Annotated in this window: 23 protein-coding genes and 2 pseudogenes; 7 read left to right on the plus strand and 18 right to left on the minus strand. The window is 34.0% G+C overall.

Annotated features, from left to right (window positions below; translation table 11 throughout):
- The first annotated feature begins 3 nt into the window (after positions 1–3).
- The 4 genes from ACM55H_RS15520 (at position 4) to ACM55H_RS15535 (ending at position 6,839) form a co-directional block, all read left to right on the plus strand.
- Complete coding sequence (locus tag ACM55H_RS15520; protein WP_416837384.1) at positions 4–630, plus strand: Pycsar system effector family protein; 627 nt, start codon at positions 4–6, stop codon at positions 628–630.
- A gap of 12 nt (positions 631–642) precedes the next feature.
- Positions 643–4,314 (plus strand): metallophosphoesterase, encoded by a 3,672-nt coding sequence (locus tag ACM55H_RS15525; RefSeq protein WP_416837385.1) that lies wholly within the window; start codon positions 643–645, stop codon positions 4,312–4,314.
- A 116-nt stretch (positions 4,315–4,430) separates the two neighbouring features.
- Complete coding sequence (gene ppk1 / locus ACM55H_RS15530) at positions 4,431–6,449, plus strand: polyphosphate kinase 1 (RefSeq protein WP_416837386.1); 2,019 nt, start codon at positions 4,431–4,433, stop codon at positions 6,447–6,449.
- Between the two features lie 288 nt (positions 6,450–6,737).
- Positions 6,738–6,839: a DDE-type integrase/transposase/recombinase gene (locus ACM55H_RS15535; protein ID WP_416837387.1), complete on the plus strand. Its 102-nt coding sequence runs from the start codon at positions 6,738–6,740 to the stop codon at positions 6,837–6,839.
- 137 nt (positions 6,840–6,976) lie between these two features.
- Here ACM55H_RS15535 and ACM55H_RS15540 read toward each other — a convergent pair whose 3' ends face one another.
- Positions 6,977–8,140, minus strand: a complete 1,164-nt coding sequence (locus ACM55H_RS15540) for an IS3 family transposase (protein ID WP_416837388.1) — start codon at positions 8,138–8,140, stop codon at positions 6,977–6,979.
- A gap of 34 nt (positions 8,141–8,174) precedes the next feature.
- Here ACM55H_RS15540 and ACM55H_RS15545 point away from each other — a divergent pair, with 34 nt between their 5' ends.
- The 3 genes from ACM55H_RS15545 to ACM55H_RS15555 are packed head-to-tail and all read left to right on the plus strand — an operon-like array spanning position 8,175 to position 10,971.
- A complete protein-coding gene (locus ACM55H_RS15545; RefSeq protein ID WP_416837389.1) occupies positions 8,175–9,299 on the plus strand; it encodes a di-heme oxidoredictase family protein in 1,125 nt (374 codons plus the stop codon).
- A 2-nt stretch (positions 9,300–9,301) separates the two neighbouring features.
- Entirely contained in the window at positions 9,302–9,742 is a 441-nt protein-coding gene (locus ACM55H_RS15550) for a Rieske (2Fe-2S) protein (RefSeq protein WP_416837390.1), read from the plus strand.
- On the plus strand, positions 9,739–10,971 hold the full coding sequence (locus tag ACM55H_RS15555; RefSeq protein ID WP_416837391.1) for a hypothetical protein: 1,233 nt from the start codon (positions 9,739–9,741) through the stop codon (positions 10,969–10,971). Before ACM55H_RS15550 ends, ACM55H_RS15555 begins: the two co-directional genes overlap by 4 nt.
- A gap of 127 nt (positions 10,972–11,098) precedes the next feature.
- Here the strand turns inward: ACM55H_RS15555 and ACM55H_RS15560 are convergent, their stop codons facing one another.
- The 17 genes and pseudogenes from ACM55H_RS15560 to ACM55H_RS15640 all read right to left on the minus strand — a co-directional run bounded on the left by ACM55H_RS15560 (position 11,099) and on the right by ACM55H_RS15640 (position 26,522).
- Positions 11,099–11,542: a universal stress protein gene (locus tag ACM55H_RS15560; RefSeq protein ID WP_416837392.1), complete on the minus strand. Its 444-nt coding sequence runs from the start codon at positions 11,540–11,542 to the stop codon at positions 11,099–11,101.
- Between the two features lie 48 nt (positions 11,543–11,590).
- Complete coding sequence (locus tag ACM55H_RS15565; RefSeq protein WP_416837393.1) at positions 11,591–11,821, minus strand: heavy metal-binding domain-containing protein; 231 nt, start codon at positions 11,819–11,821, stop codon at positions 11,591–11,593.
- 495 nt (positions 11,822–12,316) lie between these two features.
- On the minus strand, positions 12,317–12,535 hold the full coding sequence (locus ACM55H_RS15570; RefSeq protein ID WP_416837410.1) for a GDCCVxC domain-containing (seleno)protein: 219 nt from the start codon (positions 12,533–12,535) through the stop codon (positions 12,317–12,319).
- 51 nt (positions 12,536–12,586) lie between these two features.
- A pseudogene (locus ACM55H_RS15575) lies at positions 12,587–12,931 on the minus strand (MerC domain-containing protein); the annotation flags it as partial.
- Between the two features lie 18 nt (positions 12,932–12,949).
- Positions 12,950–14,167, minus strand: coding sequence for an efflux RND transporter periplasmic adaptor subunit (locus ACM55H_RS15580; protein ID WP_416837394.1), 1,218 nt, complete (start codon positions 14,165–14,167; stop codon positions 12,950–12,952).
- Positions 14,168–14,169: 2 nt separating this feature from the next.
- A complete protein-coding gene (locus ACM55H_RS15585) occupies positions 14,170–15,417 on the minus strand; it encodes a heavy metal-binding domain-containing protein (protein ID WP_416837395.1) in 1,248 nt (415 codons plus the stop codon).
- A gap of 2 nt (positions 15,418–15,419) precedes the next feature.
- A complete protein-coding gene (locus ACM55H_RS15590; RefSeq protein ID WP_416837396.1) occupies positions 15,420–16,676 on the minus strand; it encodes a TolC family protein in 1,257 nt (418 codons plus the stop codon).
- A pseudogene (locus ACM55H_RS15595) lies at positions 16,663–19,890 on the minus strand (efflux RND transporter permease subunit). The gene ACM55H_RS15590 and the pseudogene ACM55H_RS15595 overlap by 14 nt, the downstream one beginning before the upstream one ends.
- A gap of 5 nt (positions 19,891–19,895) precedes the next feature.
- A complete protein-coding gene (locus ACM55H_RS15600) occupies positions 19,896–20,366 on the minus strand; it encodes a heme-binding domain-containing protein (protein ID WP_416837397.1) in 471 nt (156 codons plus the stop codon).
- Positions 20,367–20,373: 7 nt separating this feature from the next.
- Positions 20,374–21,084 (minus strand): DUF3347 domain-containing protein, encoded by a 711-nt coding sequence (locus tag ACM55H_RS15605; RefSeq protein WP_416837398.1) that lies wholly within the window; start codon positions 21,082–21,084, stop codon positions 20,374–20,376.
- Positions 21,085–21,282: 198 nt separating this feature from the next.
- The gene (locus ACM55H_RS15610) at positions 21,283–21,861 is read right to left on the minus strand and encodes a heavy metal-binding domain-containing protein (protein ID WP_416837399.1); all 579 of its coding nucleotides are present in this window, start codon (positions 21,859–21,861) and stop codon (positions 21,283–21,285) included.
- Between the two features lie 86 nt (positions 21,862–21,947).
- Positions 21,948–22,466 (minus strand): helix-turn-helix domain-containing protein, encoded by a 519-nt coding sequence (locus ACM55H_RS15615; RefSeq protein WP_416837400.1) that lies wholly within the window; start codon positions 22,464–22,466, stop codon positions 21,948–21,950.
- A gap of 42 nt (positions 22,467–22,508) precedes the next feature.
- The gene (locus ACM55H_RS15620; protein ID WP_416837401.1) at positions 22,509–23,006 is read right to left on the minus strand and encodes a DUF3347 domain-containing protein; all 498 of its coding nucleotides are present in this window, start codon (positions 23,004–23,006) and stop codon (positions 22,509–22,511) included.
- A gap of 173 nt (positions 23,007–23,179) precedes the next feature.
- Positions 23,180–23,551 (minus strand): hypothetical protein, encoded by a 372-nt coding sequence (locus ACM55H_RS15625; RefSeq protein ID WP_416837402.1) that lies wholly within the window; start codon positions 23,549–23,551, stop codon positions 23,180–23,182.
- Between the two features lie 393 nt (positions 23,552–23,944).
- Entirely contained in the window at positions 23,945–24,748 is an 804-nt protein-coding gene (locus tag ACM55H_RS15630) for a PRTRC system ThiF family protein (protein WP_416837403.1), read from the minus strand.
- Complete coding sequence (locus ACM55H_RS15635) at positions 24,745–25,461, minus strand: PRTRC system protein B (RefSeq protein ID WP_416837404.1); 717 nt, start codon at positions 25,459–25,461, stop codon at positions 24,745–24,747. The genes ACM55H_RS15630 and ACM55H_RS15635 overlap by 4 nt, the downstream gene beginning before the upstream one ends.
- The gene (locus ACM55H_RS15640) at positions 25,458–26,522 is read right to left on the minus strand and encodes a hypothetical protein (protein ID WP_416837405.1); all 1,065 of its coding nucleotides are present in this window, start codon (positions 26,520–26,522) and stop codon (positions 25,458–25,460) included. The genes ACM55H_RS15635 and ACM55H_RS15640 overlap by 4 nt, the downstream gene beginning before the upstream one ends.
- Positions 26,523–26,612: the final 90 nt, after the last annotated feature.

Genomic DNA, 26,612 nt, shown 5'->3' on the forward strand with positions numbered 1-26,612 from the left:
ATTATGGAAGATAATATCCCTGAAAACGAAAAATTAGAAAAATCATTTCTAACAGAGAACGATAAAAAAAAGAAGGAAAAGAAAGACTCGAAGTCTGGAAAACCAGACAAAGCTGTTGATACAATGCTTAAAATTACGCTTAACAACCATAGCAATTTAAGTGGAATGGTAGATAATAAAGCTAACATTTTACTATCTGTGAATGCCATAATCATTTCGGTTTCTCTGACGACCATTATTCCCAAACTAGATAATCCGGCTAATGTCCATTTAATTATACCGACATTAATTTTAATTGTATCTAGTGTAACGTCAATAATATGCGCTATTCTTGCCACTAGACCTAATGTTACAAAAGGCAGTTTTACGAGAAATGAAGTAGAAGAAAAAAAGGTAAATCTTTTATTTTTTGGTAATTTTTATAAAATGCCTTACGAAGATTATAATTGGGCAATGAATGAATTAATGAAAGACAAAGGCTATTTATACAACTCTATAATCAAAGATTTGTACCAGCTTGGTCTAGTTTTAGAAAAAAAATACAAATTATTAAGAACCACTTATACTATTTTTATGTTTGGAATTATTATATCTGTAATGGCTTTTCTAATTGCTTTTAAATTTAGATAAAAAGAAATTATCATGAAAACACGCAAACTCCAATATCTTTTAATAGTAGCACTAGTAATACAATCTTGTGCTACTTTCAAACGACAATATAGTTCCGACTCTAAACAAGAAATTTATCCAAACGATAAAAAAGTAGCACATACTTTTTTTCTGCTGGGCGATGCTGGTAATGGAGCTTTAATGGACACTGAAAACCATTCAAGTTCATTGGGAAATTCCTTAAATAATGTCACTCAAAATAGCACATTACTTTTTTTGGGGGACAATGTTTATCCTGCTGGAATGCCAAAAACGGATGATACTAAACGAAGTGATGCCGAAAAGAAATTGCTGAACCAAATAGACGTTGCAAGTTCTTTTAAAGGAAATACTATTTTTATTCCGGGCAATCACGATTGGAATAATGATGGTGTTGAAGGACTAAAAAGAGAGCAGGAGTTTGTAGAAAAAAAGTTAGGCAAAAAGTCTTTTTTACCTAAAAATGGGTGTGCAATAGAAACAGTAAATATTAGTGATAATATTGTACTTATCATTGTTGACTCGCAATGGTATCTAACCAATTGGGATAATGAACCGACTATAAATGAGGGTTGTGACATAAAAACAAGAACTAATTTTTTAGACGAATTTAGAAGCGAAATAAAGAAAGCAAGAGGCAAGACTACCCTTGTTGCCATCCATCATCCGATGTTTAGTAATGGTGCACACGGTGGGCAATATTCCTTTAAAAGTTATTTAAAACCGACACCTGTTTTAGGAAGTTTAAAAAATTTAATTCGAGAAAGTAGTGGTATCTCCAATGCCGATATGCAAAATGAAAAATACAACGAATTAATAAAAAATCTAATTACAGCAGCCCAACAAAATGATAAAGTAATTTTTATTTCAGGTCACGAAAACAGTTTGCAATATATTGTTGAAGACAATTTACACCAAATAATTAGTGGCTCTGCTTCGAAAACATCAGAAACCAGAAACACCAAGGGTGGCAAATTTTCTTATGGGATAAAGGGTTATGCAATTGTAGATGTTTTTGATGATGGATCTTCATTTGTTCGCTTTATAAATAGTAATGACAACCAAGTGGTTTATCAATCAAATGTATTGTTACCAGATACTAAGAGACAAAATATTGCTTTTGGAAATAATTTTCCTTCCGAAATAAAGAGTGCTATCTATGATATAAAGGCAACCAGTAAATCCCATTATTATAATTTTTTATGGGGGAAAAGATATAGAGATACTTACAGCACTCCGGTAACGGTGAAAACCGTAAATCTGGACACCCTATTTGGGGGATTAACTCCAGTTAGAAAAGGCGGAGGGAATCAATCAAAAGCATTACGATTAAAAACGAAAGACGGAAAGCAATATGTCATAAGAGCAATGAAAAAAAATGCGAGCCAATATATCCAATCCGTCGTTTTTAAAGACCAATATGTTGAAGATAAGTTTAACAATACTGCTTCCGAAAGCCTTTTAATGGATGTCTTTACTGGTTCCTTTCCTTATGCTCCATTTATAATACCTGCTCTTTCGGATGCCATAGGCGTTTATCATCTCAATCCAAAACTCTATTATGTACCCAAACAAAAGGCAATGGGAGATTTTAATGATGAATTTGGAGACGAACTATATCTTTTAGAAGAACAGGCTTCAGAGGGTAATGTTGAACTTACTAATCAAAATTTTACAGGTAACGTAATCAGTACAGAAGATCTTTTACGCGAATTACATTCAGACGAAAGTAAAACAGTAGATGAAGCAGCTTATATTAAAGCACGATTATTCGATATGTTAATTAATGATTGGGACAGGCACCAAGACCAATGGCGATGGTTAGAGTTTAAAGAAAACGGAAAGACAATTTTCAAACCCTTGCCACGAGACAGAGACCAAGCTTTTTCTAAAATGTCTGATGGATTTATTTTAGGGGCTGCTGTAAAATTAATACCTCCTGCAAGATTATTACGAAAATATAGTGATGATCTGAAAGATGTTAAAGGTTTTAATATAGAACCCTATCCGCTTGATATGGCATTTATAAAAACTGCAAACAAGGCAGTCTGGGATGAACAGGTACGTTTGATACAAACTAATTTGACAAATACAGTAGTCGAAAATGCGTTTCAAAATATCCCTAAAGAAGTAAATGATGAAACTGTTGCGTCTATCAAACACATACTTAACGCAAGAAAAAATAATTTACAGCAAATTTCCGACAGCTATTTTAAATTAATCAATAAATATGCTGTTATAACGGCAACCAACAAGGATGATTATATTAAAATAGAATGCAACGAAAACGGAAGTGTATTGGTCTCCTTATTTAGAAAAAAGAAAGACAACACTAATGAATTGTTTATTCAAAAATTATACGATGATAAAGTCACAAAAGAACTTTGGATTTATGGGCTCGATGATAAAGATAATTTTGAAGTAACAGGTAAAAGCAAAAAAATAAAAATTCGTCTCATAGGTGGTCAAAGCAATGACGAATATACGATTCAAAAAGGTAAAAATATATACGTCTACGATTATAAAACCAAAAAGAATACTATTAATAATACTGCTAATGCAAATTTAAAACTAACAGATGATTATAATATAAATACTTATGATTACAAGAAATTAAAAATGAATACTAATCAAATTATTCCAATCCTTGGAGCCAATCCGGATGATGGATTAAAAATTGGAGTAAACACTATTTATACGTTGTATGGTTTTGAAAGAAACCCTTTTACAACAAGACATCAGCTTAAAGCAGCATATTATTTTGCAACCAATGGTTACGAATTAAATTACAAAGGAGAATTTGCCAACGTGATTGGAAAGTTAAACCTGTTAGTGCAATCCAATTATCAAAGCGCAAACTTTAGTCAAAACTTTTTTGGATATGGAAATGAGACTAAAAACAATGATGACATTTTTGGATTAGACTACAACCGGGTAAAAGTAAGAGAATTTGGCTTTGCGCCATCGCTTGTTTGGAAAGGAAATGGTGGCGGTAATCTATCATTTGGGCTGTCCTATGAATCAGTAGAAGTCGAACAAACCCAAGGGAGATTTGTTGAAAATAGCAGCGAATTACCTCCAACCATTTTTGAGAGCAACCAATTTATGGGAGTGAATGCAAAATATCAATTCGAGAACTATGATAATAAAGCCTATCCAACGATCGGAATGAAAACGACTTTAGAAGTAGGATTTACATCAAGTCTGGAAGATAATAAACGAAATTTTGCATATATAATTCCAGAAGTTAGTTTTAATCATAAACTAGTTTCTTCGGGAAAATTGGTTTTGGCAACCCAAATAAAAAACCGTATCATTTTCAATAACAACTATGAGTTTTATCAGGCCGCTTCTATTGGAGGAAATGATGGGTTAAGAGGATTTAGAAACCAACGTTTTACAGGACAACAATCTTTATTTCAGAACACCGATATAAGATACACATTCAACAGTTTGAAAACTGGTATTATTCCTGTACGATTAGGCATTTACGGAGGTTTTGATTATGGGCGAATTTGGATCAACAATGATCATTCTAACAAATGGAACAATTCTTATGGTGGTGGTTTTTTTATTAACGGAGCGGAATTATTAACTGCAAATCTTGGATTATTCAATTCTATTGATGGTTTAAGACTTGCTTTTTCGCTAGGATTTCAATTTTAAATACTATTCAAAATATGAAAAAAACAGTGTTAAAATTCTTCTTTTTATCTAAACTACTTATTTATAAAAAAAATAAAATTATGATTTTAATTTCATCGCTAACATAATAAAATATCGTGCAAAATAATACAATTCCTTCCGAGATTTCTTGGCTTTCTTTCAACAGTTGCATTCTGGACGAAGCCAATGATAAGACTAATCCATTATATGAGCGGATTAAATTTTTAGCTATTCATTCTTCTAATCTTGATGAATTTTTCCGAGTAAAAATCAATAAATTATTAGTAAGAAATTCAGAAAAAAACACCGTTTTATTAAATCAAATTTTATCCGAAGTAAATCTGCAACAAAATAAGTTTGGAATGATTTGGAAAGATACGATTGTACCTGAATTAGCGGAAAATAAGATTGTCTATTATGAAAATCAAGAAATTGTAAAAGATCACTTAAACGAAATAGAATATTATTTTAAGAGTATTATACTTTCCTATATTCAGGTAGTTTACATTTCAGAAAACAATCCAAAATCTTATTTTTTAAATAATCGAGGATTATATTTACTGGTAAAACTAAAAGATGCCTCTGGAATTTCCAACTATGCTTATCTAAATGTTCCTTCTGACAAACTAGAGCGTTATAAACAATTACAAAGCCAAGGAGAGACTAAGTATATTATTTCTATTGACACCATTATCAAAAAATGTTTATCCTTTATATTTCCATTGGAACAAGTCATTTCTTGCAATGCAATAAAATTAAATCGAGATGAAAACTATAAAATTGCAGATGAAACTTCGGGAGATTTAATAGCAAAAATAGCAGCTAAGATTGAGGAACGAAAATCGGGTTCATCAACACGTTTTTTGTATGATTTTAATATGGAATATGAAACTGTTTTGGTTTGCAAAAAAGTATTTCGATTACACGATAACGAAATGATTGAAGGAGGAAGTCATCATAATCTTTTTGATTTATTAAAGTTTCCAAATCCATTAAAACCAAACCTTCAAGGTCAAAATTATCCCGCACTAAAGCATTTGCCTTTTGAAAATAACTCTTCTATTTTTGAAATTATTGATGACCAAAATCAATTAATTCATTTTCCATACCAATCGTATCATTATGTATTGCAGTTTTTCAATCAAGCGGCAATTCATAAAAAGGTTACTGAAATAAAAATTACTTTATACCGTATCTCATCGCAATCATTAATCGCTAATGCTTTGATAAGTGCAGCAAAAAATGGAAAAAAAGTGACCGTTTTTGTAGAAATCAAAGCTAGATTTGATGAGGACAACAATTTGTTTTGGTCCAAAGAAATGAAAAAGGCAGGTATCAAAATTATTTACAGTATGCCAAATCTAAAAGTTCATGCCAAAGTTGCTCTCGTTACTATGAAAAGTGAAGAAGGCAAAAACAAATTTTACAGTTATTTATCTACGGGAAATTTTAACGAAAGTACCGCCAGCATTTATTCTGATTTTGGCTTTTTTACTTCAGAAAAAAAATATACAACCGATCTAAAAAAAGTATTTGCGTTTTTGAAAACTCAAGAGAAAACTGCATCAATAAAAAAACTTTTAGTTGCCGGTTTTAATATGAAGGAGAAATTAATCGAATTGATAGACAATGAAATAACGAACAAAAAAGCGGGTAAAGAAGCTTCAATTTTTCTAAAAGTAAATGGTGTTGATGAAAAAGAGATTATTAACAAACTTATTGAAGCAAGTCAAGCAGGTGTAGAGGTAACGCTTTTGGTGCGAGGAATTTGTACTTTACTGCCAGGGATTAAAAAAGTTAGCGAAAATATAAAAATCTATCGAATAGTAGATATGTTCTTAGAACACGCCAGAATTTATAAATTTTTAAATGATGGTAAAGAAAAAATCTACTTATCATCTGCCGATATATTGAGTAGAAACTTAAACCGAAGAATAGAAGTAGCTTTCCCAATAAAAGATGAAAATCATATAGCTGGAATCAATACAATAATTCGATTACAACTAGAGGATAACACAAAAAAAAGGACTATAAATACTAAAGGGTTCAATGATCCAATTAATATAAATACCAATAGTCCAAAACGCTCTCAAACAGAAATTTACAATTGGATTGCACAGAATAACAAAGTATAAATAGAGTATGAGGCTCTGTCGCATCTGACAATAACTTTTTATCATTAGGGCTTTTAAATCATTCGATCCATGAATATCAAAGGTCACTGGTATCCAAAATCTATTATTCTTCATGCTGTATATTTCAAACTTAGATTTACGTTAAGCTATCGTGATGTTGAGGAGATAATGAAAAGTAGGGGAGTTCAGGTTAACCATGCGACAATTCAGCGTTGGGTGTACAAGTTTAGTCCTTTTATCGAGGCGCAAATGAAAAAACGAAAACTAAGAGTTGAGAAAAGTTAGAGAATGGATGAAACCTATATAAAAGTTAAGGGTAAATGGTGTTATTTGTACAGAGTAGTTGATAAATTAGATATTCCGCTGCAAAGGTCGCCACTATTAGAGTAATAACTTGGATCAGTAACCAAGTGGATATTTTGGTTTGATTTATGCCGAGTATTCAGGGTAAAATGAACAGATTTTAACTTAGCTTTAGATGCGACAGAACCTGATGTGAAAATTATATCTTTTTTAATCATCATTATTCAATCTCCACTTTGCAATTTTCGATATTCAAAAATATTCAGGTTGTCCAAATGTCTGTGCCTTTTATCAGTATTGTAAAATTTTTCAATGTATTCAGAAATTGAAGACTCAGCTTCGTGCTTGTTTTGAAAGCGATTCTGGTAGATCAGTTCTACCTTCAATGTCTTGAAGAAACTCTCTGCAACTGCATTGTCCCAGCAGTTTCCTTTTCCTGACATGCTCCTGGTAACTGATTTGTGACTGCCTATTTCACGAACAAATTCCCCGCAGGCGTATTGTATTCCGCGGTCAGAGTGGAAAATAAGGGGAGAATTGTTCGTGATCGGTCTGTTGACATGGGCCATCTTGAAGGCGCTGACACTGGTATTCCTTGCAGTGATCACAGAGGACAATGCCCAGCCGATTACCTTCCTGTCGAACAGGTCGATTACCGTTGTCAGGTACAGCCACCTCTTTGCTGTCCTAATATATGTTATGTCCGATACCCAGGCCTGATTTTCCCCGCCCACGGTGAATTCCCTGTCCAGCTTGTTTTCTGCTACCGGATAGCTATGGGAAGAATCGGTGGTCGTCTTGAATTTTCTTTTAAAGACACTCTGCAGGGATGCCTGTTTCATCAGTTTCCTTACCAGTTTTTCCGATACATGAAAGCCGGAAGCTTCCAGCTCTCTTGCTATCCTTGGACTGCCATACCTTTTCTTATTCCGCTCGTGTATAATTTTTATCTGTTCGGTCAAGGCAAGATTATGAAGTTCTCTTCTTGATGGCTTTCTGTCATTCCAATAGTAGTAACCGCTCTTGCTTACACCGAGTATTTTGCAGATGTTCTCCACGGGATAACAGTCTCTATGCAGTTTTATGAATTCAAATTTAACCTGTGTTTCACTAAAGAGAATGCTGGCGGCTTTTCTCAAGATGTCTCTTTCCATCTTGACTTCTCCAAGCTCTCTTCTCAGCTTTTTTAATTGCAGAATTTTATTTCCCGTAGTCTGTTTTATCCTGCTGCCCAATCTTTCATCATCGAGCTGGTTTTTCCATCGCCTGATGTTTTCCGCACTTGTACCCAGTTCTCGGGCGGCTCGTATAGTGCTGTAGTATTTATTGCCCAGCTCTACAGCCTTGTGCTTGAATTCTAATGTGTAAGATTGCCTTTGTTGTTGCATTTTTTTGTTTTAACACCAAAGATCTTGTGTTTCTGTGTCCACTTTTAGGTATGAACTCCAAGTTTTAGACGGACCTATTGATGGACTTTCTCATGAAGAGTCGGCTCGTTTCTTAAAAGGTGATGCCGCATTTAGCGAAGTTTTTACTCGTCAAACTGGTCTTGGTTCTACATTTGTTGCAACAAGTTGTATCAGTTGCCATGCAGGAGATGGTAAGGGGCATCCTTTTACTACACTCACTCGTTTTGGACAAATTGATGAAACAGGAAACTTATTCTTAAACCAAGGAGGTCCTCAATTGCAAAATAGATCATTGCCGGGATATTTACCGGAAGAAATTCCTTTAGGGGCTACTTTTTCTAAATTTACCCCGCCGGCAAATACAGGTTTAGGTTTTCTACAATTTGTAACGGATGCTGATATCGTAGCGATGTCTGATCCAAACGATAGTGATGGAGATGGAATTTCCGGTGTACCAAACTGGATAAATGTTCCTACTTTTGTCACACTTCGTTCGAATACTATTTCACAAAATGGAAAATTAATAGGTCGTTTTGGCAAGAAAGCCGCCGCTTTTGATTTATTGCATCAAACTGTAAATGCATATAATCAAGATATCGGAATTACATCGATATTCAATCCTATTGACGCATACACTAATCTGGAAATAGATCCTGAAATTGCTACCAGCACAGTAAATGATGTGGTTTTTTATCTACAAACACTAAAAGCACCAATTCAACGCAATCAAGGTGATACAGCCACGAAGGAGGGCAAAAACATTTTTAACCAAATCAATTGTACAGGCTGTCATAAATCGGAATTAAAAACTGGTTATTCCCCTATTAAAGCCCTTTCAAATAAACTATTTGCCCCGTATACAGATTTATTATTGCACAACATGGGAAGCGGTTTAGATGATGGATATACAGAAGGGAATGCAAAAACCTATGAATGGAGAACACCACCACTATGGGGAATTGGCTATTCTGAAAACTCGCAGGGAGGAAACTATTTTCTAATGCACGATGGCAGAGCAAATAGTATTGAAAGCGCCATTTTAATGCATGGTGGTGAAGCAAACAACAGTAAAAATGTGTTTCAAAACCTTTCAAAATCCGATAAAAATGCCTTACTGAAATTTATAAAATCATTGTAATTATGGACAGAAAACAATTTTTAAAAACGTGTGGTTTTGGCTGTTTAGCTGGAATTACAGGAGTAACATTATTGCAAAGTTGTAGCACTTCTCAAATTCTGTCAAAAGAAATTAAAGGGTCGGATATTTTGGTTCCAATTTCTGATTTTGAAATAAAAAATAAAAAAGAAACAGCATATAAGAAATACATTATTATTCAAAACGAAAAATTAAAATCACCTATTTGTATATTTCGATTTGATTCAACAGATTATTCGGCCATGTTAATGACTTGTACGCATCAAGGAGCTGAATTGCAGGTTTTTGGAGATAAACTTCAATGTCCTGCGCATGGAAGCGAATTTAGCAACAGAGGGGTTTTAGAAAATGGACCTGCAAATACAGACTTAAGAAAATTTCCGATAATGATTGAAAATAATACCTTAAAAATTTCCCTGAAATGAGATTAAAACCAACCTTTATTTTAGTTTTAGTAGTCCTGTTTAATTTAAATTCTTTTGCTCAAATAGATCCAAGCTTATTGAAAAGAATTCCTAAAGATACTGTGAAAAATATCCTAAATATGGATGCTTTATATAATAGACCTGCATTGAACATAAACAAAACGCCTATTTCTATTGGTGGTTATGTTGAAATGAACTGGCAAAAAATAACGACAGACGGAGTATCAGAAGGGCATCAATTTCAAGCGAGAAGATTGTCTATTTTTATGTCATCAGCAATTAGCAAACGAGTAAAATTTTTAAGCGAAATAGAATTTGAGGACGGTGGAAAAGAAATCGCAATAGAATTTGCATCCGTTGATGTTGAGTTTGACCCACTAGTTAATTTTAGAGCTGGAATACTTGTAAATCCTATAGGCTCTTTTAATCAAAATCATGACGGACCAAAATGGGAATTTACAGATAGACCTATATCAGCAACTCAAATGTTACCAGGAACATTTAGTAATGCTGGAGTTGGTTTTTTTGGAAAAAAATATACTAAAAATTGGATGTTTGGTTACGAAGCTTATTTATCAGGAAGTTTTGACAACTCCATAATTGAGAATGCTGAAAACAAAACGTTCTTGCCGGCAGCAAAAAACAATCCCGAACGATTCGAAGAAATAAATAGTGGTGAACCTTTATTTACTGGGAAATTAGCCATTAGAAATTGCAAAATAGGGGAACTCGGAATTTCGTATATGAGAGGAATCTATAATAAATTTCAAGACGATGGAATTGTGATTGATGAAAAAAGACGCGTTTCGATTTTTGCATTAGATTTTAATACCACAATTCCAAAAACTAAAACATTTATCACAACAGAATTTGCTTGGATTAAAGTTGATGTTCCCGAAACCTATTCTCAACAATTTGGAAAAAAACAATACGGTGGATTTCTAGATATTGTACAGCCCATTTTGAAAAGAACAATTTTAGGCTGGGAAAATGCCGTACTGAATGTGGCTTGTCGATTAGAATATGTGGATTGGAATGTTGGTACATTTAACGAAACTGGTGGTAACATTGGCGAAGATATTTGGAGTATAATGCCTGCAATCAGTTTTAGACCGACATCACAAACTGTGATCAGATTTAATTATCGTTTTCAAGCACAAAGAGATACATTTGGTAATCCACCAGCTATAACAGACGGAATGAGTTTCGGGCTTTCAACCTATTTTTAGGTTACTTTTGATAAAAACACGCTCCAAATGAAGTGTTTTAATAATTCAAAGTTAGTCCAAAACCAACTCTTATTTCGCACTCATAATGAGTTGAATCCAAAATGTATTTTTGTCTGTTATTTAGTTTTTATTTACGTACAATTTCCACAGAACATTTTGCATGTAATGCCACCGCTTGAGAAACCGAGCCAAGCAGAAAGCCTTCTAAAGCCCCGTGACCAGAAGAGCCAACGACAATCAAATCAGCACCAAATGTTTCCGCTTCTTTGAGTATTGCACTTTTTGGAGAACCTTCAATAACCATTGTAGTTACAATTAAAGTTGGATTTTTAGCATGAAGAATTTTCGCTGCATTTTCCGTAATTTTCTCTGTGGCTTTAAAAACATTGCGGTCAATTTCTGCAGAGTACTCATTTGAAACTCCCATTGGCCCAAGAGCATTTATTAGCGACATTCTTTGATAAACAGAAACAATATGTACTTTAGTGTTCACCGGAAATGGTCTGTTTGCAACTTCTTCAACCGCTCCTTTGCTATGAGCAGAGCCATCTGTAGCTAAGAGTATCTTCATGGCGCTTTGTTCCTTTTGATTTTTCATATTTAGAATAATTATTGTTAATTATTTTTTTACGAGAGCCATCCCACATTTAGGGCAATTGCCTGGCACATCCGATTGCACTTCGGGGTGCATTGGGCATGTATAGGCACCCGTATTTTTCTGATTATTTTTTTTGTGTCTCATCCTCATCATAGGCAAAATAAAGCAAGCAGCTAGAATCATTACGAATATTATCCAGGTATAATTATTCTGGGCCTGTAACAATTGTGTTAAAATGATAATTGTTGTCATCGTGATTTGTTTTTATTGTTACTATTTTTTTGAATGCTTTAAACAATGTTATCGATTTATCTATAAATATCCGATAAGAATTGCAATTGGCAGTATGGTAAATAAAAGCCATATAAAAATACTAATCTCGGATGCCGTGGATGATAAGGCTTCTGTTTTTGTCATTTGCTTTTGCTACTTGGTGCTAATAAGACGAAAGAGCTAAAAAAAGAATAAAATCACTTCGCTGCATACTTTAAATACCGCTCTTCGATAAGTTTTTGATGATTAATTTCATTAAATTTTAATTATGAATTAATTTCCTCAGTATAAAGATAGCTTTTTAAGTTATAAAAGATGATGTGGTTTCGATAAAATAGATGCTATTTATAGTTGTTAAAAACTTAAATTTCAATTATTTATAATTGTAAATCGAACAGTTTTTTGGACTTTTACACTTAATACAAAAACAATAGTATAACGGTTGATTTAATTTCTATTTTTTAAATTTGGTTTTTAACAACATTTGTCACCGGCTTGAATTGGTGGGCATTTTACTGTTCCGTAACTACAATAAACGCAACAATCACCTTGTTTGGGTTTTAATATCGTCTTACAGTTCTCGCATTCATAAAAGAATTGACAAGCATCGGTAGGCATTATTTCATCTTTATTATTTCCACAATTTGGGCAAGTTAAAGTTGATTTTAGTTCTACTGATTTACCGTTGTAGATGATACATGTATCGCAAGTACCGTGTAATTTGTTTCTATAATAATTTACTCCAGTTGCAATTAATAGTCCGAACATACCTATATAAATAAAATAAGAGTTACTACTAAAATAATAGCCATAGAGAATTAGTCCGGAACTTGGTACAGCAAACAATAAAGGATAAGAGCAACGATGGTTACGATAAGAAATGATTAAACCTATGATTGAAATTAAAATCATTGCCTGAAAGATCCACATGCTCCAGCCTCCAAACAACTCAAAACTACCCAATCCGAAAGCAGAAGCTCCGAATGCAAAAAGGGGAAAACAGCAAGGGGATAATAGTGCTGTGAAGAAAAGTCCAATTATACCTAATTTATCAATGTTCAATTTTAATTCCATATTTGTTAATTTCATAATAGTTTTTGTTAATCATTACATTTTCATTCCCTCCATAGGGTCGCTTCCTTTGCGGAATTTATATTCGCTGTTTATAGCATACGCGCCAGTGATGACAACTTTTTTGGTTATATCCATTTCTGATTTAATTTCGACCATCCCATTGGTTTCCGCTCCTGTTTCCACCATTAAGCTTTCAAATACGCCTGGTCTTTTTTCAATCCAGATGTAAGAAGCATTTTCTTCCCTGATTACAGCATCGGTAGGAATAAATATCCCTTTTATATTGGATTGCGTCAATTTTGCGATTGCCTGCATACCAGGTTTTAATAACAAATTCGGATTGGCTATTTCCATCCGAATTAAAAGCAGTCTGGTATCAGGATTTATTTCAGGATTGATAAATGAAACTTTCGCATTTACTGTTTTATCAGGAAAATCGGTAAATGAAACTTTTGCGTCTTGCCCTAGACGCACGCTTTTTACATAGTTTACATTTACTTGTGTTTCAAGCCAAAGACTATTTAAATTCGCTAATTTAATGATAGCGGAACCGTCCATCATATAACTGCCTTCAGTAGCTAATATTTCAGAGATATAACCACTATAGGTGCTGTAGAAAGTGGTGTAAGGCGAAACTTCATTAGTTGTTTTTAGAGCTTCAATTTGGGTACTAGATAAACCAAAGAACACTAATTTTTGTTTGGCTGCATTAAGCATACTTCTTGCATTTTTACCAAAATCACCGGGCATGGCAAGTTGTTTGTAAGCTGTAAAATAATCTTGTTTGGCTATCGCAATTTCTTCACTATATAATAAATAAACGGGGTCGTTTTTCTTAATGTAATCTCCTGTGGTTTTGAAATATAACTTTTCAATTCGTCCCATTGTTCTTGCCGAAATAGTTTTAATTTTTTCTTGATTAATAGTCAAAACCCCTGTGTAATTTTGCTCTAAATTACTTTGAGTTTGTGCAATGGTTTGTGCGGTTATGTTTCCCAATAGTATTTGTTGCTTACTCAATCTTATTTCGTTAGCTTCCGTATCGTTGCTTTTTATTGAGGTTAAAGGCATATGACAAATAGGGCATTTACCCGGTTTGTCTTCCTTTACCTGTGGATCCATAGAGCAGGTGTAGAAAATATTTTCTTTTGTTTGGTGTTTGCTATGATTCTCCTTATTTTTAGTATTACAAGCTATAAAAGCAGTAAATAGTAAAAATAGAAGCCCTGTTTTTTTTAATGCTTCTTTCATGGCTATTCCGTTTTAATAAAGCTTTCGCTATCGATTAAATATTCAGCATTTTTGGCAATAGTATCTTTTACAGAAATGCCCTCTATAATTTGAATGAAATCATTGATTTCAATTCCAGTTTTTATTGCTGCAGCCTTAAAGCCATTGTCCCTTTTTATAAAAACTATTTTTTTATTACCAATACTCACTAATGCTTGTTTTTGTAACCAAATAGCTTTTATCGGATTTGTTTTCAATATGCCTTGTAATCGCAAACCAATAGGCAATTTCAGTATACTGTTGTTTAAATAAACTCTAATTCTATTGGATTTATCCGCTGGACTCAATTGTGTTTCTATAAAATTTACTTTAGCAGTAATAAATTCGTTTTCGTTTAACTCTGATGTAATAGCAATAGATTGATTTGTTTTGATTAGGTTGTTGTGTCCTTGCAAGACATTAAAAACGCCCCATACTTTATCAGTATTCACTAATCTAAAAACAATCTCCCCTTTTTTTATATAATCGCCTTCTTTAATAGTTAAAAATTCTGTAGTTGCGGCAGCGTTTTGCATTGCTGCATTTGCATTTCTGGTCATGTTTTCCGTCCCCTGAATAATTCCGTAGGCAGGGCTATAAATAGAAATTATCGGGTTTGCCCTTTTGGCTGAAGCCAATGAATTTATTTGATTAACAGTCATTCCATATAGCAGTAATTTTTGCTTTGAGGCTTTAATAATTGACACATTATCAGAGTCATTGGAAATTAAATAAATGAAATTTTGCTGTTCTGTCAGTAATTCCGGGCTGTACAAATCAAAAAGCTTTTGTCCTTTAGCGACTCTTTGGTATTTATAGTTTACGTACATTTTTTCTATTCTGCCACTTATTCTTGCCGCGATATTTACAGATGAATTTGGGTCGTATGCTATTAGGCCGGGCAAGTTTATTTCACTACTGATGGTGGTATCTTTTGGGGTTGTGGTTTGATAATTACCCACAATAAAGTTATCGGTTGGCTTTAAAAGATTTTCAATTAAGTTGCTTTCCACAGCATGATTTTGGATTGTTTTTTTTACCAATACCATTCCGCAAATTGGGCAATTACCGGGTTTATCCCTAATAATTTGCGGATGCATAGGACAGGTGTACAGTTCTTTTTGCTGCTGATTATGTGCCGTTTTTTTTGACTTCAAGGCAAAGAAGTATATGGCCAATCCAATAATTGAAATTGTTATAACTACTAAACTATATTTTAAAAAATTGCTCATAATTATTTGATTTCTAAATGTTTTTCAATTTCTACTTGTGCAATCAAAATAGCTTGTAATTTGTCTAAAGTATCTATTTGAGCCATATTTAATGCCTCCCATGCATCCAGAACAACAAACAAATCGCCAGTGTTATTTTGCCAGGCAAGTATTGCCGTATCATAATTTTTTCGCAAAGCTGGAATAATACTTTTTTCAGCAATATCATATTGTGCCTTGAGATTGGTAAGTTCGGTATTCATTCCTGAAACCATTCCGTGAGCTTCATTCAAAACCATTTGTTTTTGCCAATTAAGGCTTTCATTTTTTATTTGAAAGCTGTTGACATTTGCCTTACTCATTTTTGAAGCCCAAGGAGCAAAGGGAATAGTAACCATAAGCATTAAAGTGAATTGTTGTGGTTGTTGCCCAAAAGCAAACATATGTTCGTAATTAATTCCAAATTCCGGTAATAGTTTTGTTTTTTCGGCTTCTATTTTTAATTGATTTAATACCATTGTTTGCTCAATAGCTTTAATATCACTTCGACTTTGTATATTGAATGTTGTATGCAGTTTTATCAAATCAAAAACCTTTAATTGATAGGTGGTATCTATTTCAAAAGGAATATTAATGTCTCTTGCCATCAAGGTATTTAGCATAATTCGTTTTTGAGAAATATCATTTTGCAGCATTACTATCATGCTTTGTAATGTGCCATATTGCGATTTTGCTTTGTAATAGGTGGGTAATTTATCCATATTGTATTGGTAGCGTATCTCCATACTCTTAATCATATAGTCCAGAAGCAGTAAATTATCGTTGGCAAGCTGCTTTTTTTTATTCAGGACCAACCATTGGTAATAATTCGTTTTTGCTAAAGCATTTAATTGATTAATCGTATAGTTTTTGTTTTCTTTCTCAACTGAAGACATCGCATTCATATACTTGTAATCTGCCTTTAGTTTCGATGGGTTAGGTATCATTTGTGTAATCCCTAATGTATAAAAACCCATACCAAGGTTATTATCACCGGCTTTCCATAATTTGGTATTGTAAGGAGTCATAAAGAAACCTGAATTTACTTGTGGCGGCATCCAGCTTTTTGCCCCTTTTGCAGCTGCATCCATACTTTGAATATCAGCATCATAGATTTTTAACTGTGGATTATTTGTTTTGATAGTGGTCAAAACGGTATCCAATGAAAGTGTTTGAGCTACTAAATTAGTAGTGTTTAAAATCAAACAGCATATTGCGATATAATATTTAATGTTTTGCATCTATAAGATCTATTTTACCTTTTGTTCTTAATTCACGAAGTTTTGACATTTCGAAAACAACCGGTGTTACTAATAATACATAAATAGTCGAAGTGATTGTACCACCAATGAGCGGAACAGTGATGGGAAGCATTACATCAGCGCCAGTTCCTGTTGCCCAAAGAATGGGGATTAATCCAAATAAAGAAACGGAAACCGTCATTAATTTTGGTCGCAACCTTTTGGCTGAACCATCAATAATATATTCTCTCAAAATATCTTCTGTAATTGTTGCTGTGCTGTTCCCATGTTTTGCTACCATTTTGTTCATCGCCTCATTTAAATAAATGGTTATTAGCATAGCCGTTTCTACAGCCAAACCAAACAAAGCAATAAAACCAACGGCAACGGCAACCGATAAATTAATCCCATAGAAATAGACCATAAAAATACCTCCAATCAAAGCAAACGGTACCGTTATCATAGTTATCAAAGCTTCTTTCATGGAACGATACGTAAAGTATAATACAAGAAAAATAATAACAACAACAATTGGCAATATCATACTCAATGTCTTATTGGCTCTAATTTGGTTTTCCCATTGCCCGCTCCATTCCACATAATATCCTTTTGGCATTTTAGTCATCATGGTATTCAATTTTTTCTGTGCCTCTTTTACGGTACTTCCTAAATCACGGTCCCGAACATTAAACAATACGCTACCACGAAGCATTGCATTTTCGCTGTTTATCATTGGCGGTCCATCACTTATTTTCACATCAGCAACCGTTTCTAGTGGAATTGAGCCGAATTGCATTGTTTGTACCTGCAGTTTTTTTAGGGCTTCTAAACTATTTCGGTATTCCTGTGCATATCTCGCATTTACCGAAAAACGTTGCCTTCCTTCGATAGTTGTCGTGAGTTTCATCCCTCCAATAGCCGCTTCAACAACAGTATTTATATCATCAATTGAAAGTCCATATCTACCGATTACCTCCCGTTTTGCTTCTATGTCAATATATTTCCCTCCGGTTATGGGTTCGGCATATAAATCTTTTACTCCAGCTGTGCCTTCGAGTGCTTTTTTAATTTTTTGGGATAATGCGTTTATGGTATCTAAACTTGCTCCGTAAATTTTAATTCCAACGTCGGTTCGAATACCCGTTGAAAGCATATTGATACGATTGATAATGGGTTGGGTAAAGCCATTAGTTACTCCGGGTATTTGCAGTTTGTTGTTTATTTCGTTAACAATATCATTTTTCGTTTTGCCTGCTCTCCATTCTTGTTGGGGTTTTAACAAAACAATGGTTTCAATCATACTTATCGGACTGTTATCGGTTGCGGTATTTGCTCTGCCGGCTTTTCCTAAAACGTGTGCCACTTCGGGTATCGATTTTATTAATTTGTCCTGAACTTGTAATATTCGTTTTACTTCAGAATTGGATACATCCGGCAAGGTTACCGGCATAAACAAGATGGAACCTTCATCTAATGGTGGCATAAATTCTGAACCTAAACGCGTAAACATTAAAACTCCTATCAAAAGTGCAATGATATTGATACCCAATACTGTTTTTCTCCATTTTAAACAAAGCGTTAAAATAGGAGTATAGATACTTTCCAGTTTTCTATTAATTGGATTTTTTTCTTCCACTCGAAGTCTGCCTTTAAGTAAAAAACTAATTAATACAGGTGTAAGTGTGATAGCAAAAAACGCATCAACAATAAGTATTAACGATTTTGTCCACGCCAATGGGCTAAAGAGTTTTCCTTCCATGCCTGTAAGCAGAAATACTGGCAAAAAAGAGGTAATTATAATTACAGTTGAATAGAAAACACCTGGTCCAACTAATTTAGAAGAGGATTCAATTAGCTGCAGTTTTTCTTCAGAAGATAATGGATTGTGTTGTTTTTTGACTATTTTTTTTAAAAAATTTCTCATCGCTGCAAATTATTTGTTGTTATCCATTTCTTCCTGTCTCTCCGAAATTGTCCTATAAGCATTCTCTACCATTACAATTCCGTCATCAACAATAACACCTATTGCCAGCGCAATACCCGTTAGTGACATAATATTGGAAGATATTCCAAAAGCTTGAAGAAAGATAAATGCAACCGCAACGGATATTGGTATTTGAATCAAAATGATTAGGGCACTTCGCCAATGAAAAAGAAAAAGAAGAATTATTATAGAAACGGCAATCATTTCTTCGATTAAAGTTCCTTTAACCGATGCGATAGCTTTTTCAATCAATTCGCTTCTGTCATAAGATGTTTTAAAAGTAACGCCTTCAGGTAATCCTTTTTCGACTTCTTTCATTTTTTCTTTTACTGCGGTGATTACTTTATCGGCATTTTCGCCATAACGCATCACTACAATTCCACCCACCACTTCGCCAGTACCATTTTCATCAAAAATCCCTAATCGCAAATCGCCACCCATTTGTATCGAACCAATGTCTTTTACCTTTACAGGAATAGAATTGTAATTTTTAATGGCTATATCTTCTACGTCCTTTATGTTTTTTATATATCCTAATCCTCTTATGATGTATGACATATCACTCATTTCGAATTTCCGCCCTCCAACATCGTTATTATTCGCCTTGACTGCATTCATCACTTCCATCATGCTTACATTATAATACTGCATTTTCAAAGGATCTAACACCAATTGATATTGCTTTTCAAAACCGCCAAACGAAGCCACTTCGGCCACACCTGGAACGGTTTGCAATGCGAATTTCACATACCAATCTTGTAAAGCTCTTTGCTCTCCCAAATCCATACCGTTGGCATCTAAATGATACCAAAAAACGTGACCCACGCCTGTACCATCTGGTCCTAATGTTGGAACAACATTTTGGGGCAATAATCGTTGTGCATAATTTAGTCTTTCTAAAACCCGGGTTCTTGCCCAGTAGATATCAACATCATCTTCAAAAACGATGTAGACAAAGCTCATCCCAAACATAGATGCTCCCCGTATGTTTTTAACTTTTGGAATGCCTTGCAAGTTAGAAGCCAAAGGATAAGTTACTTGCGCTTCTATAACCTGCGGGCTTCTTCCCATCCATTCCGTGAAAACAATTACTTGATTTTCAGATAAATCTGGAATAGCATCTATCGGATTTTGTTGTACACTATAAATGCCCCAACCAAATAAACAGGCTGAAACTAGTAGTACAACAAATCGGTTTTTTAATGAAAATGATATTAATTTTTCGACCATACTATTTAGTTTTTTGATGAAAGGCTATCTTTTGTTTTATTAATCCAATTGATTACGTCCTGTTTTTGAGTAGGTGTTAGTATAGCATTTTTATGAATGAAAGTATATGAAGACAAAGGAATTTCATCTGATTTTATTTGCTTGACTATAGCTTCTAATTTACTTTCTTGCTTTCGCTTGGAGTAATTTCCGAATTCATAAAAATTTAAATCTTTCTTTCCGTCTTTAATGTGACTTTCCATAAAAGAACGCCCTGGTTGAACGTATGAATACCAACGATAATTGGTATTATTACTGTGACAATCGTAGCAGGAAGTTCTTAAAATATGCTCCACATTTTTTGGCACATTGTAAGCTCTTGTGAAATTTGCTGTCAGATCCTGCTCGAAACCTAAATTACGAGCAGGTTGATACAACTGAATCAGCAAAAAAACAATTAACCCAATAAACAGTGTTTTTTTGATGATTTTTTTCATTTTATAATTATAATTGTTTTCTCATTGAACCACAAGTAAGCATTTGTGAACCATAATAAGGGTTTTTGATATCTTTGGTTTCACTTATCCAAATTGCACCTTTTCCGTTATCTGCCATTGGGCAAAAATCCTGATACAGTTTTTGTTCAGTTCCAAAAGTTTTTATTAAATCATTTACATCTTTACTTAAAAGTACAAAATGTTCCCTTTGATGCTCTAATTTACCATTGTTATCCCCAATATGTTCGGCATGTTCTTTGGCATCATCAGCAATATCAAGATACTCTTTTTTCAATTTCGCTTCGATTGAATTGGTATTTATACTATTGAAAGTTGCATATAATGCTTTTCCTGAATTGGCGGCACCTTCTGTATCGTCTTTAGTGAGAGCGTTTTTCAGGTTCAAATAATGACGCACAATCTCATTGATAGAAAATGTAGTTTGTGATACTGCTGCAACAGTTGTTTCGGTTTGGGCTTCAGCTGGAGTACCGGAAGTAGTTTCGGAAGCTTTATTTACCGGCTCTGTGAGTTCCATTCCACATTTAGAGCATTTCTCTCCCTTTTTTCCTGTGATTTCTGGATGCATAGAGCACGCATACAATTGTGAAGTGCTCTCTTTGGTCTCTGAATTAGTTGTTACGCCTTGTTTGTTTTTTTGGTTACAAGACACCATTAGGAATGCTATTGTAAGGGCTGAAAGAATTATATTTTTCATTTTTTTTAAAATTTGTTAATCATTACTAATTATGTTGCTATTGTCAACATTTTTGACAAATACTTTTTTGAAAATCATTTTAATACGGATACTACTTTTCATTTTAGCATTGATAGTATAACAAGCGCATCGTAAATAATTGTTTACAATGCGGATCTAATTGAAAAAAAAAAGAGATTCAAATTTTACCTAGTAAAATTATTTTTTGGTACTCTCTTTTTTAGTCATTTCCATTCCGCATTTAGGACAATTTCCGGGCTTATCAGAAGTTGCTCCATCCATTGTACAAACATATTTTGTAACAATCTCACTACTGGCTTGACTACCTTTAACAGCGTGGTTGTATTTTCTAGTTTTAACCATTTTCATTCCGCATTTGCTACATCCGCCTTCTATTAAACTCATTTCTTCAGGATGCATGGGACAGGTATAAGTTGTTTTTTGAACTTCTTGTTGTACCATATCCATCCCGCATTTAGGGCATTTTTCTGGTTCATCGGAAGTTGTACCATCCATACTACAAACATATTTTGTAACAACCTCACTACTTGCTTGACTTCCCTTTACAGCGTGATTGAATTTTCGTTCCGTGGTTTTTACCATTTTCATTCCACATTTGCTACAGCCTCCTTCTATTGAACTCACTTCGTCAGGATGCATAGGGCAAGAATAAACTGTAGTATTTACTTCATTTTTAGAAGTATCTTTTGTTTTTTGAGCCAAAATAGCTGTGTTGGCTGCAAAAAATAAACTTAAGGCAATAATTAGAGTTTTCATTTTTTCTATATTTAAAATTAATAATACAAAGGACATTTATTTACTAAAGAGAGGAACTGTAATATTTTACAACAGATTTGTAATATTTACAGATTCTCTAATCCAACTCTTTTATTATCATTTAATGATTTGAATTGAGAAGGTGTATATCCTGTTTCTTTTTTGTATTGATTTGACAGATAAGAAATACTGCTATAGTTCATTTTATATGCTATTTCTGATATAGAAATTTCATTATCAGAAAGGTATTCCTTTATTTTTTCAATCTTATGGTCAATATAAAAATGTTCAATGGTTTTGTTTTCAGTTTCAGAGAACACATTACTCAAATAATTATATTCTTTATTAATATTTGACTGAATATAAGTTGATAAATTCAAATGCTGTAATTCATCGTGTTGATTAACAAAAGTATTTACTAATAATTTGATTTTTTCGACTACTTTTTCATTTCCTTTTTTAATAATGGTAAATTCAAATTGGGAGAAAGCCTTTTGAATTTCATCAATTTGATGTTTTAAAAGTTCTTCTTTAATTTCAACTTCACCTAGTTGAATAGCAATAATGGTATAGCCGAATCTTTCTAACTCTGATTTGACTATCATAGTACATCGATTACAGACCATATTTTTGATATAGAGCTTCATTTACTTAATTGTTTTAACTGTTTTACCACAGCTCAACATTCGAGAGCCATAGTAAGGATTTTTAATTGTTTTTTCTTTGCTTAACCAATTGGCATCTTGCATTGGGCAATAGTTATAGTAAACGGGTTCTGCTAATTTTGAAACTTTTATCAATTCATATGTATTTTTAGACAAAGATTTGAAAAGTTCTCTTTGCTTGTTGATGTCTAGTGTTTCAGAAATACTTTTAGCATTAGCGGTTACACTTTTCGAAACTTTCATCCAAACTGTATGTTCCGCTGTTTTTAAGTTTTCCATTTTTACAGCAGTAATAGTTATTAATAGGTCCTTTGACCTTGCAGCAGCCGTTTTGCCATCTGTTTTTACCAAGGCATCTTTCAATAAGAAATAATTGTCGAAAACTGGTTTCAATTGGTTCTTAGAAATTGGGTCTGTTTTAGTATTTTTAATTTGCGCAGTGGAGACTACGAGTGATAACAATAGGGTTATTGCTATCATTATTTTTTTTAATGAGTTCATTGTAAGTAAATAATTTTGAATTGAATTAGCTAAATACACAAACAATAGTATTTGAAACCACAGTTTAAATTATAATTAGCCGAAAAAATAAATGATTTTAAAGCAATTATTGCTTTTAATTTGATACACTTATGGCTGTCAAAATTTGGAATTTAGCTTATTTTTGGTATAAGCCAAAGAGAATGGAAACCAGAAGAAATAAAGGTTTCTGAATGATAAAATTTTTGTTTTTCGGAAGAAAAAGTAAAAATAGTATTTTTACTTTTTAATTGATAAGAAGAGGTGAAAGCAGTATTTGTTGATGGACAACCACATTTTAAATGTCCGCATTTTCCACCACAAGTATCATGATTTTTGTTTTTAGAATGATTGTCATTTGAGCAACAACAATCGTCCTTATGAGTTTTTGATGAAGTTTCTTTGTTACAAGAACCTTTCTCCGAATGATTTTTACAGGCAAAAGCAGAGGTTGGCATCAAGAAGAGGCCTAGTACAACGATTAATAAAAGGTAAAAATTTTTCATTTGTACTTTATGATGAATCAAAATTAGCTAAAATATATTAATTCATCAACTAAATGTTTGTTAAAATCGTTAAATTGATTCAGTAATAGCAAGGTTTTATGCAGTTACTGACTTGTTCGGATTTTACTAAGTGTATTTAGGCGTGTAGTAATTATTTCACATACTTTCTAAATGGTTATCTGCAATATTTTACAAATCATTAAAGTCAATGAGATTGGTTTTATTTCCGCTTACTTCAAAGATCAGAGTTAATAACAATAAAAACAAGTCCGCAGTCGCTTGCGTAAACTAACGTAACCGCAGGTAAGGTAAGTTTAGTGCCAGTGACTTCACCGCTTAGTTCGCCCCGCAATTGTTCTGACGAAAGGAAGAACAATTGCGGGGCGGCGGACATTAGCCCATCGTAATGGGCTGAGATCTAAAGTCTGAAAGGTTTAGGAAAAAGCCTCTATATTCTGTCATCCCTTCACGAAATAGTTTCCATAAGAGAGATGCACCCATATTGGCAAGTGTAGAATTGATAAACAAGTCCTGCCTTTCCAATGCTTCGGCAAGAGAACAACTCGGCTCATTGTTATCGGTCTTTGCTTCGAGCAGTTCTCTAAATTCTTCTGTCACCATAGGAAGTGTGGACACTGTCCTGTATAGATTAGAATTTGGCTGTTTTATTTCGCTTATAGTGGAGAGCAGTGCCTGTCCTGTATTTTGGGCATTACCAATATCCAACCAGTACAGGGATTTATTGCGTTCCCAATTGCTGTGTACTGCACAATTCTGTAAGGTGGTTGCAATATCGAACCGTGCCGATACGGTATCGACGCAACTGATATAAATGTTTGCCCTGCCTTGATTGGGCAGGGATTTTAAATTAACTGTACTAAACTGTTCTGTTACCGCTTTCCAATTCGTTCCAAAAAAGCGATTGTTTCGGTTAATGAGTGCCACGGATTTGGGCAGTCCCACCTCAGCATCAGCAAAGAGCTGCCGTCCTTGATTGGCTGTGGTTACAACATCATCATCGAATAGATTGACTTGCAGTCCTGCATGTCCCAAAGCAATAAGACTATGGTTCATTCTCGCAAGTTCCGTAAGCATTCTGCTTCCTGTTCCTCCTGCACCAATAAGGTTTACCGTTATAGGATTGGTTGGATTTATCAGGTAGTTATCTGTATAATGCATGGCTTTTTGCGTGCTCATGACAGTAGTTTTTTAATTGTTAAACCATTTTTAAGTAAAGATTCCATGGGAAACGGTTTTCCGCTACATACAAGGGTCTGCCAAAGTTGAATTATGTTTCCTTTTACGGGACTAGTATCTTCAATCAAATGACTGAAATAACTATTAAAAAAATACTGTTCCCACTCTTGTATGAATTCCTCTAAAAGACAATCCGCCTGTATTTTGACCGATACTGTACCCATGCAAACCTTACCATCAGCATATAAATTAAAAAAAGGCGCATGGTATAAGATAGTTTGTTCGCTTATTTCCATGTCTTTGTCCATTGCATAAATGTATAAGTTGCTTTTGGAGGCTTTCCATAGCAAGGGAGGTACAAATGCTTTGCCGTTTGTGATGGCTAAACTATCCACGAAAAACAAATTGACTTTTTGTGCAGGCGTGTACCAAATGGCATAACCATCATGCTCGGGATTGATGTACAGTACATTTTTAGGAAGCAATCCTGATGGTTTTAAAAATTTGCGTGTGAGTTCGTCGGAAGTATCCAAGGCATTGGCGAGCTGATTACTTTCTTTTAGGTTTAAGGGATGGGCATTTATGGGATAGCTATTTTTATCCATGTCATAGGCTTCCACATAAATATTCTTATCAGCGGTATCTTTCTGATAAACTACAAAAGCTTTTATTGGGTGGTATAATGCTCCGAATTGTGTGGTTATATCTTTCATGGTGTATTATTTAAAAGGGTACATAGGTCGTTAATTAAAGGAAATAGTCTGTATTCAAAATCCAATCCTTTGTTGGATGGTTGGTTTTTGGTGTTATAGATTTGTAGTAAAGTAGGTTCTTCCATTTCGCTGCACTCATTAAATTCGTCATTAATTACTCGGGCGATATTCTCGTACAGTAATCCATCGCTATCTGCTATGAAAGAAATGTACTGTTCTGCTTTGATGACCCCGTCATCATATTCAAATTCCCGATTGGACGTATTCTGAAAAATAGTATAGTCAGGATATTCGAGCAGTAGTGCCAATGTTTTTTCTGCGACTGTAAGACAATCTTTTTCAAAGGAGGTGCTTGGTCTGTAACTCTCAGTTCGCTGTTTGAAATAATTCAGATGATAGAGGTTGTATATTTTACGGAGCATTACATCCCCATAATAAATAGCTTGATTAAATTCTGAAAGTGCACTATTGCTTTCCTCGGTTTCATCATTTTCAAAATCATCTATAAGCCATTCCTCCATACATTCATAATGGTAAAAAAGGCAACTACTGTTTTCCCTGTAATAAGGAATCCCTGCAATATGGTATAAGTAGGCAAATACAGATAAAAATAGTTCTGCGGTTTGTTTTTGTTTCTTGTTCTGCAACAATCGATATACTGGCAGTACAGGAATATAATACAACGTATTGCCTGTGTTATAGGTGTGGTTGGTCGCTAGTTTTACCATACCGCTATCGCCCTGTAAGATGGTGAGTTCAATGTCCTGTCCTGATTTTCTGAGTTGCTTTTGAACGTATGAATGCGTTAACAGGATATTGTAGGGATAGGGTTTGTTTTCTACATCCATTATCTCAAAACCATACAACCCTGTCAGGATAGCAAGCGAATTAAAAAATTCCTTTTGTGTCTGTATGCTATTTGGCAATTTTTCTCCCTTTTCAAACAATGGTAAAAACTGCTGTTTTAGAAAACCATCGGTAAGAGTTCCAACGGTGCAGAATTGTTCCTGTACTTTTTTACTTCCTGTGCATCGGGTGCAAATTCCAGTGATATTGACCACCCAATTCCAATTTAAAGTGACCACCTGATTCCAATTCAAAATGACCACCTAATTCCGGAGCAAAATGACCACCTCCATTTTTCATTAAAA

Origin of the sequence: Flavobacterium cryoconiti (genome assembly GCF_048158645.1) — a bacterium.
Lineage (GTDB): Bacteria > Bacteroidota > Bacteroidia > Flavobacteriales > Flavobacteriaceae > Flavobacterium > Flavobacterium cryoconiti.